The 15,249-nt window shown below is 67.7% G+C and carries 14 protein-coding genes and 2 pseudogenes; 5 read left to right on the forward strand and 11 right to left on the reverse strand.

Annotated features, from left to right (window positions below; genetic code table 11):
• Positions 1 to 703 precede the first annotated feature (703 nt).
• Positions 704 to 1,498, reverse strand: a complete 795-nt coding sequence (locus FCI23_RS49580) for an SGNH/GDSL hydrolase family protein (RefSeq protein WP_169317353.1) — start codon at positions 1,496 to 1,498, stop codon at positions 704 to 706.
• 242 nt (positions 1,499 to 1,740) lie between these two features.
• Here FCI23_RS49580 and FCI23_RS49585 point away from each other — a divergent pair, with 242 nt between their 5' ends.
• Together FCI23_RS49585 and FCI23_RS61615 are read left to right on the forward strand one after the other, a co-directional pair.
• Positions 1,741 to 2,013 (forward strand): YceI family protein, encoded by a 273-nt coding sequence (locus FCI23_RS49585; protein WP_246144801.1) that lies wholly within the window; start codon positions 1,741 to 1,743, stop codon positions 2,011 to 2,013.
• Positions 1,970 to 2,083 (forward strand): annotated as a pseudogene (locus FCI23_RS61615) (YceI family protein); the annotation flags it as partial. The gene FCI23_RS49585 and the pseudogene FCI23_RS61615, both read left to right, overlap by 44 nt.
• A gap of 321 nt (positions 2,084 to 2,404) precedes the next feature.
• On the opposite strand, the gene FCI23_RS49590 reads toward FCI23_RS61615, so the two are convergent.
• Positions 2,405 to 3,631, reverse strand: coding sequence for a hypothetical protein (locus FCI23_RS49590; protein WP_246144802.1), 1,227 nt, complete (start codon positions 3,629 to 3,631; stop codon positions 2,405 to 2,407).
• A gap of 362 nt (positions 3,632 to 3,993) precedes the next feature.
• On the opposite strand from FCI23_RS49590, the pseudogene FCI23_RS49595 reads away from it, so the two are divergent.
• Positions 3,994 to 4,209: pseudogene (locus tag FCI23_RS49595) on the forward strand (helix-turn-helix domain-containing protein); the annotation flags it as partial.
• A gap of 447 nt (positions 4,210 to 4,656) precedes the next feature.
• Here FCI23_RS49595 and FCI23_RS49600 read toward each other — a convergent pair.
• The 3 genes from FCI23_RS49600 to FCI23_RS49610 form a co-directional block, all read right to left on the reverse strand.
• Positions 4,657 to 5,895, reverse strand: coding sequence for an MFS transporter (locus FCI23_RS49600; protein ID WP_211265822.1), 1,239 nt, complete (start codon positions 5,893 to 5,895; stop codon positions 4,657 to 4,659).
• A gap of 279 nt (positions 5,896 to 6,174) precedes the next feature.
• Positions 6,175 to 7,098 (reverse strand): RNA polymerase sigma-70 factor, encoded by a 924-nt coding sequence (locus FCI23_RS49605; protein ID WP_136730556.1) that lies wholly within the window; start codon positions 7,096 to 7,098, stop codon positions 6,175 to 6,177.
• 120 nt (positions 7,099 to 7,218) lie between these two features.
• Positions 7,219 to 7,692, reverse strand: coding sequence for a carboxymuconolactone decarboxylase family protein (locus tag FCI23_RS49610; protein WP_136730557.1), 474 nt, complete (start codon positions 7,690 to 7,692; stop codon positions 7,219 to 7,221).
• A 233-nt stretch (positions 7,693 to 7,925) separates the two neighbouring features.
• On the opposite strand from FCI23_RS49610, the gene FCI23_RS49615 reads away from it, so the two are divergent.
• Complete coding sequence (locus FCI23_RS49615; protein WP_136730558.1) at positions 7,926 to 9,041, forward strand: tyrosine-type recombinase/integrase; 1,116 nt, start codon at positions 7,926 to 7,928, stop codon at positions 9,039 to 9,041.
• Here the strand turns inward: FCI23_RS49615 and FCI23_RS49620 are convergent.
• Complete coding sequence (locus tag FCI23_RS49620) at positions 8,978 to 9,703, reverse strand: DUF3800 domain-containing protein (protein ID WP_136730559.1); 726 nt, start codon at positions 9,701 to 9,703, stop codon at positions 8,978 to 8,980. The genes FCI23_RS49615 and FCI23_RS49620 overlap by 64 nt on opposite strands.
• A 418-nt stretch (positions 9,704 to 10,121) precedes the next feature.
• Here FCI23_RS49620 and FCI23_RS49625 point away from each other — a divergent pair, with 418 nt between their 5' ends.
• A complete protein-coding gene (locus FCI23_RS49625; protein WP_136730560.1) occupies positions 10,122 to 10,769 on the forward strand; it encodes a class I SAM-dependent DNA methyltransferase in 648 nt (215 codons plus the stop codon).
• Positions 10,770 to 10,788: 19 nt separating this feature from the next.
• Here the strand turns inward: FCI23_RS49625 and FCI23_RS49630 are convergent, their stop codons facing one another.
• The 5 genes from FCI23_RS49630 to FCI23_RS49650 form a co-directional block, all read right to left on the reverse strand.
• Positions 10,789 to 11,682 (reverse strand): IS982 family transposase, encoded by an 894-nt coding sequence (locus FCI23_RS49630; protein ID WP_136730561.1) that lies wholly within the window; start codon positions 11,680 to 11,682, stop codon positions 10,789 to 10,791.
• Positions 11,683 to 11,738: 56 nt separating this feature from the next.
• Positions 11,739 to 12,320: a histidine phosphatase family protein gene (locus tag FCI23_RS49635; RefSeq protein WP_136730562.1), complete on the reverse strand. Its 582-nt coding sequence runs from the start codon at positions 12,318 to 12,320 to the stop codon at positions 11,739 to 11,741.
• Positions 12,321 to 12,346: 26 nt separating this feature from the next.
• Positions 12,347 to 13,468, reverse strand: coding sequence for an IS630 family transposase (locus tag FCI23_RS49640; protein ID WP_136730563.1), 1,122 nt, complete (start codon positions 13,466 to 13,468; stop codon positions 12,347 to 12,349).
• 138 nt (positions 13,469 to 13,606) lie between these two features.
• Entirely contained in the window at positions 13,607 to 14,818 is a 1,212-nt protein-coding gene (locus tag FCI23_RS49645) for a response regulator (protein ID WP_136730564.1), read from the reverse strand.
• Positions 14,815 to 15,153 carry an ATP-binding protein gene (locus FCI23_RS49650; protein WP_136730565.1) on the reverse strand — a complete coding sequence of 113 codons (339 nt, stop codon included), beginning with the start codon at positions 15,151 to 15,153 and terminating at the stop codon, positions 14,815 to 14,817. The genes FCI23_RS49645 and FCI23_RS49650 overlap by 4 nt, the downstream gene beginning before the upstream one ends.
• Positions 15,154 to 15,249 lie beyond the last annotated feature (96 nt).

Here is a 15,249-nt window from a genome sequence, read left to right on the forward strand (position 1 = left end):
ACCCCGACGTCATCCCCTTCCCGGCCCAGCGGATCCACCGTCACGACATCCTCAGCGGACTCATCCACGAGTACCACAACGCCGCCTGACGAAGATCACGACGGCTGAAGAAGCTGCAGGTCGGCGCTGTACGGGACTTTTGGAACCCCACAGGACCTGGAAGCCGAAGCCGTGCTGCAGGAAGTAGCGCGGCGGCTCGTTCAGACCCGAGACGATGATGGCCCGGCCGTGATCTCGACGGGGCCGACCGCGCCGAGCTCCCGCGCCCTGGACGTGCTGGTCTACTACGCCACCCGCGAGGTCCGGGAGATCTTTTCGAGCGAACGCTGACCACCTGCGCACCATGCCTGCGCGGCGTCGGAAATCTGCCCGCCCTTGTCATTGCTGCCCCGGCGGTCCCTCGGGGACGGGACGGCCGGGGCACGGTGATGAGCGGGTGCGGTCCTACTCCGTGCTCGCGGTCCGCTGCTCGCGCTCGGCGGAGCAGGCGGCGCCGGTCGGCCAGTGAGATCACCAGCATCACGGCGAGCGCGGCCAGGGTCAGCCACGGCGGAGCTACCCCACAAGGCTGGTGAGCGATCGGCGTCGCGGGACTACTCCCCGCCACATCGTTGCCCCCATCAACCTGGGTGCGGCAGAGCCCCTGTTCGCGGAGTGCCGCGGATAGGGGCTCTGCCGTGCGCCAGTTCGTTCGTGAGAGTGATCAGCTGTTGGCGTTGAGGACGGGGTAGTAGCCGCTCGCCTGGCCGGTTGCGGTGGGGTGGTACGACTCCCAGCTCGGCGAGATCACCAGGGAGTGCTGCCAGCCGTCGCCGGAGCACAGCTCGTGGCCGTTGAAGGTGGTGCGGACGTCACCGAAGACGAAGCCGTGGGCGGCGGCCCGGTTGGCGATGACGCTGTCGATGGCGTCCGAGGCCTCGTCGATCTTGCGGTGCTTGGTGTCGCTGAGGCCGACGCAGTAGACGTTGAGGGTGTACATGTGCGGGTAACCCAGCACGACCACCTTGGCGTTGGGCGCCTTGGCGCGGATCGCGTTGTAGGTGGCGTCCAGGCGGGCCGGGAGCGTGTTCTGGGCGTAGCTCTCGGCCTGGCTGACCCGGTTGACGCAGTCGGTGTCCGTGCCGGTCACGCAGGTGTTCATGACGTCGGAGAAGCCCGCGTCATTGCCGCCGATGGTGATGGAGACCAGCCCGGTGGAAGAGTTCAGCGGGCCGAGCTGGTTGTTGGTCACGTCCGTGGTCGCCGCACCCGAGCAGGAGGTGTCCGCGAACGAGGACGGGGCGTGGGCGTTCTTCCACAGGTACGGGTACGCGTTGAAACTGCGGTGGCAGTTGCCGCTCGAACTGTCGTAGTTCCCGGCGCCGTTGCCGGACGAGTACGAGTCCCCCAGCGCCACATAAGCAGGTCCGGCAGCATGTGCCGGACCGGTCAGTATCAGGCTGAACATCATCGCGAGGATCAGCGTGGTGAGGGCTGATAGCGACTTGGTCTGTCTCACGGAACCTCCCTGGGCGGGAAAGCTGGCTACCACTTGGTAGCAAGCGATAGCCGCCTATGGGAAGTGTTCATGCCAAAGATTCTTCCCGCGTAGACCCCGTGTTCACGCCGTGAGAGAGCGGGAGTTGGTCGGGGCGCGCGCGGCCTGCGATGTCACTCCGCGTCGCCGAGGCGATGACCTTCGGCCGCCCTTGACAGGCCACTCCTTGAAGGGGGTGGTGTACCTGCCTAAGGTGCGAGAGGTTGATCGATCACGATGGATCTTCAGCACACGGAGGATACGAGCTCATGGCAATGCCGGGGGAAAAGTTCTTGCCAGCAGCAGGTACGTACGAGATCGATCCGGCGGCGTCGACGGTTAGCTTCGTCACGCGTGCCATGTTCGGGCTGCTCCCAGTCCGCGGCACCTTCACTATCGAGCATGGCCGGATCACTGTTGCTGAGCTTGCAGAAGAGTTGTCCAGTGGAAGTCGTGGTAGAGGCAGCCAGCTTCAAGACCGGCAATCAGCAGCGTGACGACCACGTCAGGTCCTCCGACTACCTGGACGTGGCCCGACATCCCGAGATCGGCTTCCGGAGCCGGCTCCTGGAACGACCCGGCGCGGGTGCCACCTTGCAGGGGGAGCTGACTGCGTGCGGGGTATCTGGCGGGTGCGGGAGCGGAACACGGAGGCGGGCACCGTGGTGCCGTCCGGGCAGGCCGCCCGCAGCGCCGTCCAATCGGCGTCGGTGCGCTGGAGCGGGTCGCCGCCGTCGGGCCAGGTGGCCAGCACCGCGGCCGTCACCTCCCGCACGGCCAGGCTCACCCCTCGGCCCGCTGGATCCGGGCCCGCCTGGGACAGAACGGTGCCCCAGGTTGACCGGGCCGCTGGTCCGGCGCGTGCTTGTTGTACTGCCCTTCACTCCGTCAGCTGCTCGCCGTCCACAGCACCGCCGTCGGAGCCTCCTGGGTAAGCGTCTTCTCGCCCGTCCAGTCGATGAAGGAGGCGCCCGGCAGGTAGTTCTGCTGGAGGAAGAACGCCCGTGCGATCCTCGTGACCGTAAGCGACGCGCCTGTTTCCTGAACGGGCGTACGCAGCCCGACGACCTCTGCGATGTCCGACGGCTTCGTTCCCGCGGGAAGCTCGATCGTGGTCGCGGCCGTGCCTTCGCGGGTGATGGACCACGAGTCAGTGTTGTGGTTGGACGTGTACAGCTTGTCGCTGCCTTTCAGTCGCACCCCGATGGACAGGCCCACATTGCCGGCCTGGTTCGACGGTGAGGCCGTGTGTGCCACAGCCAGATATAGGTACGTACGCTGGTCACCGAGTTCCGGGCTGTCCGGGTTCGTGGGGGATTCGATCTTGCCCTCACGCGTCATCTCCTGCGCCATGACGGGGTAGAGCCACGAATTCGTGTCCATCATGTGCTCCCGCGGCTGGCCTTCAGACAGCGTCTGGGTCGGTGCGAGTGAGAACCGCATGGGGTCATCGACCTTGTCACACAGGTTGTTGTTGGAGGTGCAGGTTTCCAGCAGCGGCCGGTTGTTCTCGTACGTACCGGCGAAGTTCAGCGTCTGGTGGTTCGCTGCCTGGTAGACGCCAGTGCCGGGGACCGGCGTGCCCTCGGCGTCAACCTCGACGCGATAGGCCCACTCGATGTCGGTGGTCCGGCCCCAGCGAGCCATCAGAGCAGGCGAGTTGGTGCCGCCGTCCTCGTTGCTCCAGATGACCGTGTACTGGATCACCTTGTGGTCGGCGGTCTGCGCCGGGAGGATCTCGTGGTAGGCGAAGACCGGAGTGTCGGTCGTGCTGCTCTGGAACTGGTCACCCAGGGCTGCCAGGTTCCGGCCGTAGAGCACGGGCGCGTTCTTCAGCACGAGCCCCAAGTCGCTGCCCTCCCCGTACACCTGGACCGAGGCGTTGCCGAGTTGCGCGCTGCTCGCTCCCTGCGGCGAACGGTCGTCGGCAAACCGGAACTGCAGCCTGTGCGGCCCCCTCCTGAGGTGGCCCAAGGAGAAGCTGCGGGCGATCGGCTGATCCGAGGGAATCACGATGTCGGTCGCATAACGGCCGTCAACGTACGCCGACACCACCGCGGACTCGCTGCCCTTGGTTCCCCAGGAGACCCCGGACGCCTGGGAACTCAGAGTCACCACCGCCTCCCCCGACCGGTCCACGACGAAGGGCACAGTCCGCGCGGGCCCGCCGCGTTTCACGGTGACGGTGGGTGTGTGCCCATTCGGCGTGTCCGCCGCCACGGCCGGAAGAGCAAAGAGCCCGAGCGCAGATCCGGCAAGGAGGGCCGTCGCCGCGCCGCTCCCGAGCCCGACCGAGACGGTACGAAGCCGCGGCCTGCGGATGTCGTTCATCTTTCTTCTCCCAGGAAAGTCCGGCCTTCAGGCCGGGAAGGAATGGGTCGCTTACTCGTAGGTGCGGAGCGGCGGAGTGGTCTCCATGCTGTCTTGACGCGCACTGGATTTAGCTCTTCAGATGAAGATGGATTAGTTTCTTAGACGTGAAGACCGAGCATGTGAAGCGGGCGTTCAAGTACCGCTTCCACCCGACCGATGCGCAGACAGCCGAGCTGTCGCGCACGTTCGGGTGCGTGCGCAAGGTCTACAACCACCTGGCGCTTCAGGCCCGCACGGAAGCGTGGTACCGGCGCCAGGTGCGGGTGAACTACAACGCCACGTCCGCGATGCTCACCGCGTTGATGACGGTGCAGCAGATGTGTGACGGCTGGGATACACGAACAGCAACCTCGGTTGAACTTCCGGGTCAGGCCTTGGCCGGTCGCCGGAATCTGGACGCCCCCTGTAGTCCACACCCACTCGACGTGCGGGATGCCTCGCATCGCAATGCGCGTATCGGGCGGCGCACTTTCTGTCGCAGGCCTGGCGCGGCGGCCGATGTAGATGCGGCTAACGCGTCGACCTCAGACAACTCATCCCCCACCACGCATATCAGCATTATCGCTAGCAAACGGACACGAAACATATGCGCTGCGCCCCGGCGGGCGACGCCGGTGCAACTGGGCGTATCGAATCGCACGGCAGGGCGCCGACGGTCGGAGTGAGTCCCAGAGGTCGCCGGTACGGTGGCCGTGCACGACGTCCCGCGGCATCAGTGGTCCCGGTTTCTGCAGGCCGGCCGCATCCGGCGACAGAGTCGGACAGGGTCAGCAGTCCAGCGTCTGGGTCCGGCTGCCCGCGCCGGAGCCGTCCGCCACCACCGCGCGGTCCGCGGCGGCCCGGCGGCGCTCCCGAGGGCCGGAGGCGGCGAGGTGTCCGACGGCGGCCAGCGCCGCGATCGCGGCAGCGGCGAGCCAGTGCCCGTCGCCGAGGTGCTCCAGGCTCCAGCCGCCGAAGGCCGGGGCGAGGAAGGCCGCGGCCGGGAAGACCAGGTAGAAGACGGCCTGGTAGCGGGCGCGGAGTGCGGCGGGTGCCAGTTCGGCGACGACGGCGGCGTTGGGTGGCGCGGCGAGCATGCTGCCCGTCGTCCAGACCAGGGCGGCGAGGAGGTAACCTCCGATCGCGCCGCCCGCGGGGGCCAGCAGGGCGATGCCGCAGCCGAGCAGGGCGGCGGCCACGGCCAGTACCGGGCCCTTGCGGCGGCCGCCGATCAGGCGGGGCACGAAGAGCTGGCCGAGCACGATCAGCCCGGCGGCGAACGCCGCGACCGCGCCGTAGGCGCTGGGCGGCAGTCCGTGGCGGTGCATGGCCAGGGGCAGGATGGTGGAGTTCTGCGCCGTGACCAGGGCGCTGAGCAATGAGAGGCCGACGAAGGCGAGGAATATCCGGTCACGCAGCACGGTCGGCAGCCCGGCCCGGGCAGCGCAGGGCACGGGGGCTGCGGCGGCGGTCGGCCTGGTCTCCGGGAGCCGCAGCGCCAGTACGGCGAGGGTGAGCGTGGTCGCGGCCGCGTCCAGCACGAAGAGCAGGGTGTACCCGGCCTGTGCCAGCACCCCGGCGAGCAGCGAGGCCATGGCGGTGCCCAGGTTGAAGGCCCAGAACTGGAGGTTGAAGGCGCGGGTGCGGTCGGCCTCGGGCACCGTGTCAACAATCGCGGCGACGAACGCCGGCCCGGCCATCGCCTGGCCGGCGCCGACCAGGAGGGTGGTGGCCGCGACCACCGGGAGCCACGGGGCCAGGCCGAGCAGGAGCAGCGCGACGGCGGTGCCGGCGTGGCAGGCCAGCAGGGTGGACCGCCGCCCCCAGCGGTCGGCCAGGGTGCCGCCGAGCAGCACTCCGGCCATGCCTCCGGCGCCGGCCAGGCTGGTGACCAGCCCGGCAGCAGAGATGCTGAGGTGGCGGACGTCGGTGAGGTACAGGGAGAGGTAGAGCACGGCGAAGCCGCCGAGGCGGTTGATCAGCATGCCCGACCACAGGTACCAGTACACGGCGGGCAGTGCGGTCACGGCTTCCTCCTGGTGCTCGGTCGGCGGACCGATGCTACAGAAGGTCTAGACCTCTCAGATGGCGGGGTGGGACGCCCGCCCCGCCGCCGCCGCTGCAGCCGACGTCTGCTGGGCGAGCGCACTGAAGGAGTCGCCCCGCACCGAGATAGTTGGCTGACGCCGACCGGACTCAGCCGATAAGTCCGGTCTTTTACGACACTGATGGTCATAGGCGAGTGGCGTATGCCGGGATCGCGGTCGCCTGGTTCGACCACGCCTGAGCGCCGACCCGGTCCGCGGTCATTCCGCGGGTCGACGTGACTCCTTCAGCTCGCGGGAGACCACCCAGGCGTCCGCGACGGGGCCGACGTGACCCAGCTTGTCGGGGTTGAGCACCAGGCGGATCGTCTGGATCTGCCCGTCGAGCACGTCGAGCCCCAGAGTGTGCAGGACCTTGCCGTCACGGTCGCGGAAGATCGCACCGGGCCGACCGTTGATCGCGTGGGGCTCGGTGGTGACGTCGATGCGGGCCATCGCGGGGAAGACAGCGGCCAGCAGCCGGGCCACCTTCTCAGCGCCGATGATCGCCCTGGCCAGCTGCGGGGCCTTGCCACCGGCGTCGCCGACCATGGAGACGTCGGCGGCGAGCAGCTGCTGCAGGCCGTCGACGTCGCCCTCTCGCAGCGCGTCGAAGAACCGGCCCGCGAGCTCCTCGCGCTCCTTGCGGTCGGCTTCGAAGCGCGGCCGGCCCGCGCTCATGTGCCGGCGGGCCCGCACCGCGAGCTGGCGGCACGCGTCCTCCGATCGCCCGACCGCCGAGGCGACCTCGGGGAAGCCGAAGTCGAACACCTCGCGCAGCACGAAGACCGCGCGCTCCAGCGGACTGAGCCGCTCCAGCAGCAACAGGGCCGCCGTCGACACCGAGTCGGCCAGCTCGGCCGAGCGCGCCGGGTCCTCGTAGGGATCGGCGAGCAGCGGCTCCGGGAACCACGGCCCGACGTACTCCTCCCGCCGGACGCGCGCCGAGCGCAGCACGTCGATCGAGATCCGGGTGACCACGGCCGACAGGAAGAACTTGGTCGACCTGGGCTGCGTCGGGCCGGCCTCGAAGCGCAGCCAGGTCTCCTGAACCGCGTCCTCGGCCTCACTGACGCTGCCCAGGATCCGGTAGGCGATCGAGAACAACAGCGGTCGCAGTTCTGCGAACTCCTCGCCCCTGCCCACAACCTGACCCCTTTCCGCCCGTCCGATGATCATTCGGCCCGCCGACCGGTCAGCGTACGTCCCGCTGGCCGGTCGGCTACGGATATCCGCGACTCGCAGTTGCTTCCGTGCCTCCGTGCTTCAGTGCCACTTCCCGGGCTGGTAGTCGCCCCCGGGCTGCCGGGTGATGATGTTCATCCGGTTCGCCAGGTTCATGAAGCCGACCAGCAGCACCAGGGCGGCAAGCTGCTGCTGGTCGTAGTGCTTGGCGGCGTTCGCCCACACCTCGTCGCTGACGCCGTGGGCCGCGTCCGCGAGCCGGGTTCCCTCCTCGGCCAGCTCCAGCGCAGCCCGCTCGGCGTCGGTGAAGACCGTGGCTTCCGGCCACGCCGCCACCAGACCCAGCCGCACCGGGTCCTCGCCGACGGCGAGGGCCTCCTTGGTGTGCATGTCGAGGCAGGCGGCACAGCCGTTGATCTGGCTCACCCGCACCGACACGAGCTCCTGCGTGGTGATCGGCAGCGCCGTGTCCCTGAGCGCCTTGCCCGCCGACATCAGGTACTTGAGGGCCTTGCCGGTGCTCGGCTCGGCCATGAAGTCCAGTCGCGCGTCCATGGTGTGTTCCTCCGTGCTCGTGAGTGGCTACACACCCGAGACGAGGCAGCCCGCCGCCCTGTGACATGGCAGAAACGTGACCTGCGTCACTAGTGTGACCGGGCCTTTCGCGGCGGACGCCACTCAAACCAGCGACGTGCGGAGGATGGGGCTAGAGCGCGGCCGCGCCCCGGTCGCCTTCCGGCGGGCCCGCTTCGAGGAGAAGGCGGACACTTCGGACCAGAGCGAGCGGCTTGGTAAGGGCTTCCGGCCGTGACGGCGCGGACCTTCTCGCCGGCCGGTCGGGTGGGGAGATCGAGCGGCCAGCGACCCGGGCAGAGGACGCCTTCCGCAGGATCCGGGAAGAGCTGGGCCAGGTGGCCCCGCGCGATCCCGTGACCCGTAAGTTGGGCGTGCGACGGGACCGGTTGGAAATCCTCGCCGACATCTGCACTCGCGAGACCTTCCCCGTCGTCGTGCGCTGGCTGTCCTCGGCCACCATCCCCAGCCGCAACACCAGGCGGAACTACGCGGACGACCTGCGGTTCTGGCACGACTTCGCCCAGGAGCTCGGTCACGAGCGGTTCAGCATCGGCTGCATTACCCGCGGGGACGTCACCACCTGGCGCCTGAGCGAGGAGCAGCGTGGACGGGCGGATCGCAGCATCGCGCGCCGCCTGTCGGCGCTCTCCTCCCTGACCACCTACGCCGCCGAGGAGGCACAGGTCTTCGTCCCGAACCCCGTGGGACGCGCCAACCGACCGAGGATCGACCGCCATGACCGCACCACCGCTACCCCCGTGCTGGAGGTCGACGAGATCGGGGCCCTGTACGACTGGGCGGAATCGCTGCTCGATGTCGTGGTGACCGCCCTCGTCTACACCTTCGCGGGCCGCGTCAGCGAATGGTGTGAGGCCGACATCGAGGACTTCCACGACGGCCGCAGTCCCGTCATCGACGTCACGCGCAAGGGCAATAAGGGCCGTGTCTTCCCGCTCCCGCCGCTCCTGGCCGACCTTCTCATCAAGCTCATCGGCGGCCGCACCGACGGCCCCCTGCTGCTCGACTCGGAGGGCCGGCGGCTGGACCGGCATGACGTCGACCGCATCCTGACCCGCCTGGGCAAGCGGGCCGGGGTCCTGCTCGGCCGCGACGTCACTCCGCACGTCCTGCGGGCGAGCCGCTTGACGCACATGCACGACGCCGGCGAGAAGCTGGAGGACATCCAGACGTACGCCGATCACGCGGACCCTGCCACGACGCTCGGGTACATCAAGCGGCGCGACGAGGACAAGAAACGGGCGAGTCAGGCCGCCGCAGGGGCCGATCTCTTCAGCCACCAGCTCGACCGCTGGCTGGTCGCCGCGTAACACGCTGGGCTCGGCTTCACCGGCGAGGAGCTACGCAGGGGTGCCCAGTCCGTCGACGTGTGCGTAGGGCAGCCAATGCGCTGCCAGACCGCCGCGGGCGGCGGTCTTGTGTCCAGCCAGTGGTAGAGGTTGCTCAATTCGCTCGGCCAGAGCTTCAGGCCAGCGCCGTCGATCCGGGCGTTGGCGCGGCGCTGGGACAGTGCGAGCAGCGGTTCGCGCAGGGCGAGCCCCGGTTTGCGGCCGGAGACCAGGGACAGGGTGCCTGCGGCGACCAGGTCGGCCAGTTGCAGGCCGGGCATGTGGGCGGAGGACGCCGACAGGTAGGGGATGAGGATCGCGCCGGGCGGGACGTAGGCGGTGCCCTGGGCGGCGTCCGCCCATTGCGCGGCCAGTCGGCGGGCCTCGTCGGCGATGGTGTCGAAGAGGTTGTCGAAGATGACGGTGACGATGCCGCCCCGGTCGCGGACCCCCATGGAGATCCGTTCGTACAGGAAGGTGAGGACCATCTCCTCGCGATCGTGCTCCGGGCGGTCGTCGCGGCCGGTGTCCCAGGCCACGGCGACGCTGAACGCCCCGGCGGCCTGGGCGGCGGCCAGCAGGAGTTCGGCCCGGACGTCCCCGGTAGGGCGGTCGCCGCTTTCCTCGAAGGACTGATCGGCCACGCCGACCGCTGAGCCACCGGCGGGCCCGCCGCCGCCCTGCGTTCACGGGGGCACGGACCGGGCAGCGCTGCGCACCAGCGGCGAGCGCTGCCAGGACCCGCGCACCGCCGATTTAGGGGATGGCGGCAGCCCAGCGCCCGCAGGCAAGGGCGCCCCGTGACAGCGAACCTCGAAGTGTCTACCACCGAGGTTCGTGCGTGCCGTGGCTGGACTGAGCGCCTCAGGTGACGGGTTTGAGCGTTGACTGCGGTCATGTTCTCTAGGGCCTGTCCGGCGGATCTTGCTAGTGCCGTGACCGGATAGGTCCACCGTGTTGTGATCCCCCGGACACGGCACCAGACCAGACTTGCCTGACCACGATGCGGGTCGCGTCGATCCCAGCGCTGCCCGTGTCAGTGTCACCCGGTACATTCCCGGAATGGTCGAACTAGACTCCCTCCCCGCCACCCGTGACGCCTACGACGCCGTCGCAACGCGCTACGCACAGCACTTCACCGACACTCTGCGCGACCGGCCGCTGGAGCGTGCGCTGCTCGCCGCGTTCGCCGAGTCGGTGCGCGCTGGTGGTGACGGCGAGGTCGCGGATCTGGGCTGCGGACCCGGGCATATCACCGCTCATCTACGGCGGTTGGGACTGCATGCCCTCGGTGTCGACGCGTCGCCCGCGATGATCGGGCTGGCCCAGGAGGCCAACCCGGAGCTGCGGTTCGAGGTGGGCTCGATGGCAGCGCTCGACATCGCGGACGGCGCGCTGGGCGGGGTGCTTTCGCGATCCTCGATCATCCACATCCCACCGCAGGACCTCCCGACCGTGGTCGCGGAGTTCGCCCGGGTACTGGCCCCTGGCGGCCACCTGCTGATCAGCTGCTTCGCCACCGACGACTCCGCGATCCCCACGCAGTCCTTCGACCACTCGGTGATGACGGCCTATCGCTGGTCGCCCGACCGCCTGGCGGGGCTGCTGCGCGATGTCGGCGTGAGCGAGATCGCCCGGGTGCTGTGCGAGCCGAAGCCCACCGACAAGCGGCAATTCCAGGAGCTGCAATTGCTGGCGGCCAAGAACTAGACGAGTAGTTCCGATGTGCTCAGTGGTCATAGGCGATCAACGAGCGGGTGACTGGTGCGCCGAGCTTGTTGTTGTGCCAGATCCCGGCGGCCATCGCCAGGATGCGCTGGGCGACGCGGATCGCGACGCCCTCGAAGGTCCGCCCACCGTGTTGTTCCAGGTCAAGCTGCCCCTTGAGGGTGTCGTTGACCGACTCGATCAGCTGGCGGACCTTCTTGAGCATCGGCTCGCCGTACCGCTCCTTCTCGCGCTTGCGGGAAGGCCGCAGCAGCTCGATGCCCTGATCGAGAAGCTCCCGCTCCAACGGTTTGGACGCGAAGCCCTTGTCCGAGATGAGCAGGATGCCCGCGCGGGCGGCGACCAGGTCGGCGTCGACCTCCAGCATGGCGGACAGTACCTCGCGCTCGCCGATCTTGGCGGACGCGAGCGCCCACATGATCGGCATCCCGGTGGGCGTGCAGATCAGGTAGAGGCGGAGTCCCCAGAAGAACCGGGAATGTGACGCGCAGTAGCCGTACTGTGCCCAGCCGGCCATGTTCGATCGCTGAACGGTCGGGCGCGACATCCCGCACGGGACCGGCGTCGAGTCGACGATCCAGTGGTTGTCGAACCAGAAGTCGCTGTCCATGGCCAGCTCCCTGATCATGCGCTTGACCAGGGGAAGAGCGGAGCGCAGACGCTTGTTGTAGCCAGGCCGCAGCGGCAGGTACGGGAACATGCCGGACAGATGCTTGTTCGCGTAGCGCAGCCACCGGGCCTCGGAGTGGTACCCGAGCAGCGCCTGCGCGACCGACAGGCAGACGAGCTCGCTGTCGCTCAGTAGCGGTGGCGTACCCATCCATCGGGTTCCTCCGATCTCGTCGTCCACCTTCACGTAGAGTGCGGTCAAGAGGGCTTCCACGTCTGTCATCACACACGGACGCTGGGGCCCTCGCCCTGTTTCCGCAGCCAGACATCGGAACTACTCGTCTAGTGCTCTGACCGCTCAGGTTCACTGGTTGGGACGGCCCAGTCTGCGGGCAGGGTGTAGTGCCAGCCCGGGTGCCAGGGGGACGGTGCTTTGAGCAGGTCTTCCAGCGGTGCTCCGGTGAGCAGATGCTCCAGCGCCCATCGGTTGGCCGAGTGGGCGATCACCAGGATTGTGCTGCCGTCCCATCCGGTAGCGAGGTCGTGGAGGAAGGCATCGGTGGCCGTGGCGACCTGGCGGTAGCTCTGACCGCGGGGGAACGGGTTGTCGATGCGTTGCGCTCGCTGGGCGGCGACGAGGGAGGCTGGGCTTCCGTTGTGGTCGCCGTAGTTGCACTCACGCAGTCGGATGTCCTGGTGGATCGGGGGCCGGCCGTCGGGAAACGCGATCCGGGCTGTCTGGACGGCGCGGTGCAGGTCGGAGGTGAACACAGCCGCGAAGCCGTCGCCTGGTCGGCGCTTGCCAAGTTCCCGGGCCTGGCGGCGGCCCAGCTCCGAGAGCTCACCGGGGAGCCAGCCGGTGGCAATGCCAGCCTCGTTGTCGGTGGTGGTGGCGTGTGTCTCGTAGACGATCTCGACTGCCATCAGCGTTCCCTGGTGTCCTCGGCGGATCAGGCGGCGTCGGCGAGGGGACGGCCGCCCCAGCGGACGCCCCTCTCGCTGCGGATGCGGGCGCGTTCACGGCGCTGGGCGAAGAGCACGTCGGGATGCCGGGCGTTGGCGTTTCGCCAGCGCAGGTAGCGATGCAGGGCGCGGGTCTGGACCGTGTGGTTGGGATGGTTCGAGTTGGCCAGGGTGAACTGTCGCAGCGGCCCGAAATGCGCCTCGATCGGGTTGGCCCAGGACGCGTTGGTCGGGGTGAAGCACAGCTCGACCCGGTTCTTTCGGGCCCACTGGCGGATCTTGGTGCCCTTGTGCGCGGAGAGGTTGTCCATGATCACGTAGATCGGGGCGCCGTCGGGCCGGGCAGCGCGGACTGACTTGAGCGCGGCCAGGGACTGCGCGGCCCCCTTGCGTCGGCGGTTGACACCCCACAGGCCGTCGTCGCCGACCGAGTAGCAGCCGTGGAAGTAGGTGACGCCGTGGGTGCGATGGTAGGTCGCCGGGACCCGATCCGGCCGACCTCGTTCTGCCCAGCAGGACCCGCCGGTCGGACGGATGCCGAGCGGCCCGAACTCGTCGAACGCGAATGTGCGGTCCGGGAAGTGCTCCAGGACGTGCTCGATGCGGTCGAGCTTCTCGTCACGAAGGGGATCGCTGGACTCCTTCCACGTCTTGGTGCGCTGGAAGGTGACGCCACGTCGGGCGAGCAGGCAGCGCAGGGCCTCGCGGCCTATCCGTATCACCCGGCCATGCACTTTACGCAGGTAGGCGAGCAGTTTGCGGATCGACCAACGGGTGAAAGGCTGCCCGAGTTTGGCCGGGCGGGTGGTGGCCGTCTGGACGACGAAGTCTTCGTCGTCAGGACTGAGCAGGCGGGGACGGCCTCCCGCCCACCGAGGGTCCAAGCAGGCCAAGCCGATCTCGTTGAACCGATGGATGGCATCGCGCACGGTGTCCTCGTCCGCCTGCACCAGTCGGGCGATGACCGGCACCCGGTTGCCGCCGGCCGAAGCCAACAGCATCATTGCCCGCCGGTAGCGCACCGTGCTTGTGCTGCCACGACGCACAATCCGCTGTAACTGCTGGCCCTCCTGATCCGTCAGCCTCCGGACCTTGACCGGCTCCGCCACCACGCCTCCCCGAACCTCAAATGCCTGCCCACATCCAACCGGTCCGGACCCTGCCACCGCCAACCCGGTGAACCTACGCGGTCAGAGCACTAGCTGCAGTGGCCGGATATGGTTGGCCGCCAATCTTGAGAGGCAAATCTATGTGTCTGTCCACGGAGCCAGCGACTGCCAGGTCCCACCGGACTTTATGGCAGCCTGTCCTAGGTCGTGACCGTCGTCCGCCTTGGCGTACTTCAGTCGCGTTTCCGGTCCGGGGCCGCGCTTATCGCGCTGCAGACCGTCGAACTGAAGACAGTGCAGATGCTCTGGGTCCTCGGCTCCCTCGACGATCAGCCATGGAGCGAGAGGCAACGGCTCAGCCCCTTCGGGCAGCAGGAATAGCCCACCCGTAACAACGGGCGTCCGGCTGCTTATAGAGTCGGGGCTGGGCTTCCCGCTACCCCTGAGCTTCAACACATCGATGCAGTAGCTTGAACCGTCGTACGTCATTGAAGTTGGTATGCCGATATCGGCACGCCATGTCGACGTTACCCGGTGCGCGAAGCGCCGGAGTAGAGCATCAAGCCGCTGTCCTTGCATACGATCGGGTTCTGCCCTGCCGTGGGCGATGTCGTTGCGAGTAGAGACAAAGTCCTGCACAGTTTGGCGGTCGGCGCGATCCGGGACCAGGCAGGACAATATCCGCTTGAAGTCGTCGCCCGCGCCGGGAGCATCAGCAAGCGCCGTACACAAATCGAACCAGGTTCCCATGCTCGGCGTCGCCATCCGAGCATGAGTGATTCCGCGCAGCGGTACCGGCGGTGTGCTGCTCAGACCAAGGACCGCAGCAAATCGCAATACCGATTCCAGGACATGCAGACCCTCGACCATCCTTTTATCCGAGTCCGTCACCCGGCTGAATCTGGCGAAACGATAGGCGAGAGGGGTCGGCATGACGACACCCGATAGTTCCAACGCCTTGCTTAGGTCTTCGGCTAGCACTCTCACGCACTGGTCAAGAAGTTCTTCGCCTGCAGATTCTTTCTCCACCCAATTCTTGGCGCCGAGTCGGAGCGCATGAATGACCTGCTGCTTTGATCCTTCCCCAGACAAGGCCAGGGTAGGAACGCCCCAGCCACCGTTCTGTAGCTCGCGCAACAACCACAGGCCACCCCACTCGTCCGGAGGCATCTTCATATCGACCAGGACGAGGTCGACTGGTCGGGTAGCCAATTCAGCCAGGGCAGTGCGTCCGTTGGCGACGTACCGCAACCTGGCTCCTGCCCTCTGCAACGGTCGGCACAGGGTCCGGGCTACATCGCTCTGATCGTCGGCAACTAGGATGAGAGCGTCGCTGAGCGGCTTATTCATTCGTCGTCCTCCGAAGCCACGGCGGTAGCAATAGGCAGGGTGATCAGCCAGGTGGTGCCGGAAGACCTTTGTGCAGTAAGATTTCCGCCGACTCTACTCAAGAGCGATTGCACACCCAATAGACCAAGCCCGTTCCCACCGGGCTTGGTGCTGCGAATGCGCTCCCCTGAAACGAGTGCACGCACGACCTCGACGGGCAAACCAGGCCCGTCATCTGCCAACTCGATGGCAGCCAGATACTCGTCGGCCGCCCAATCCAGCCTGATCGACCCACCGCTAGGCATTGCCTCCACGGCATTCTTCACAAGATTATCTAGTGTCTCGTGATCCTGCAGTCGTTACTTTGATCGATGGGGCTCGTTGGTTCTGGCATGGAGCTCTCTGTGGAACAGACCGCTGAGTTGCGGGAGTTGGTGAACAGTCGCGACGTG

Origin of the sequence: Actinacidiphila oryziradicis (genome assembly GCF_005047355.1) — a bacterium.
GTDB lineage: Bacteria > Actinomycetota > Actinomycetes > Streptomycetales > Streptomycetaceae > Actinacidiphila > Actinacidiphila oryziradicis.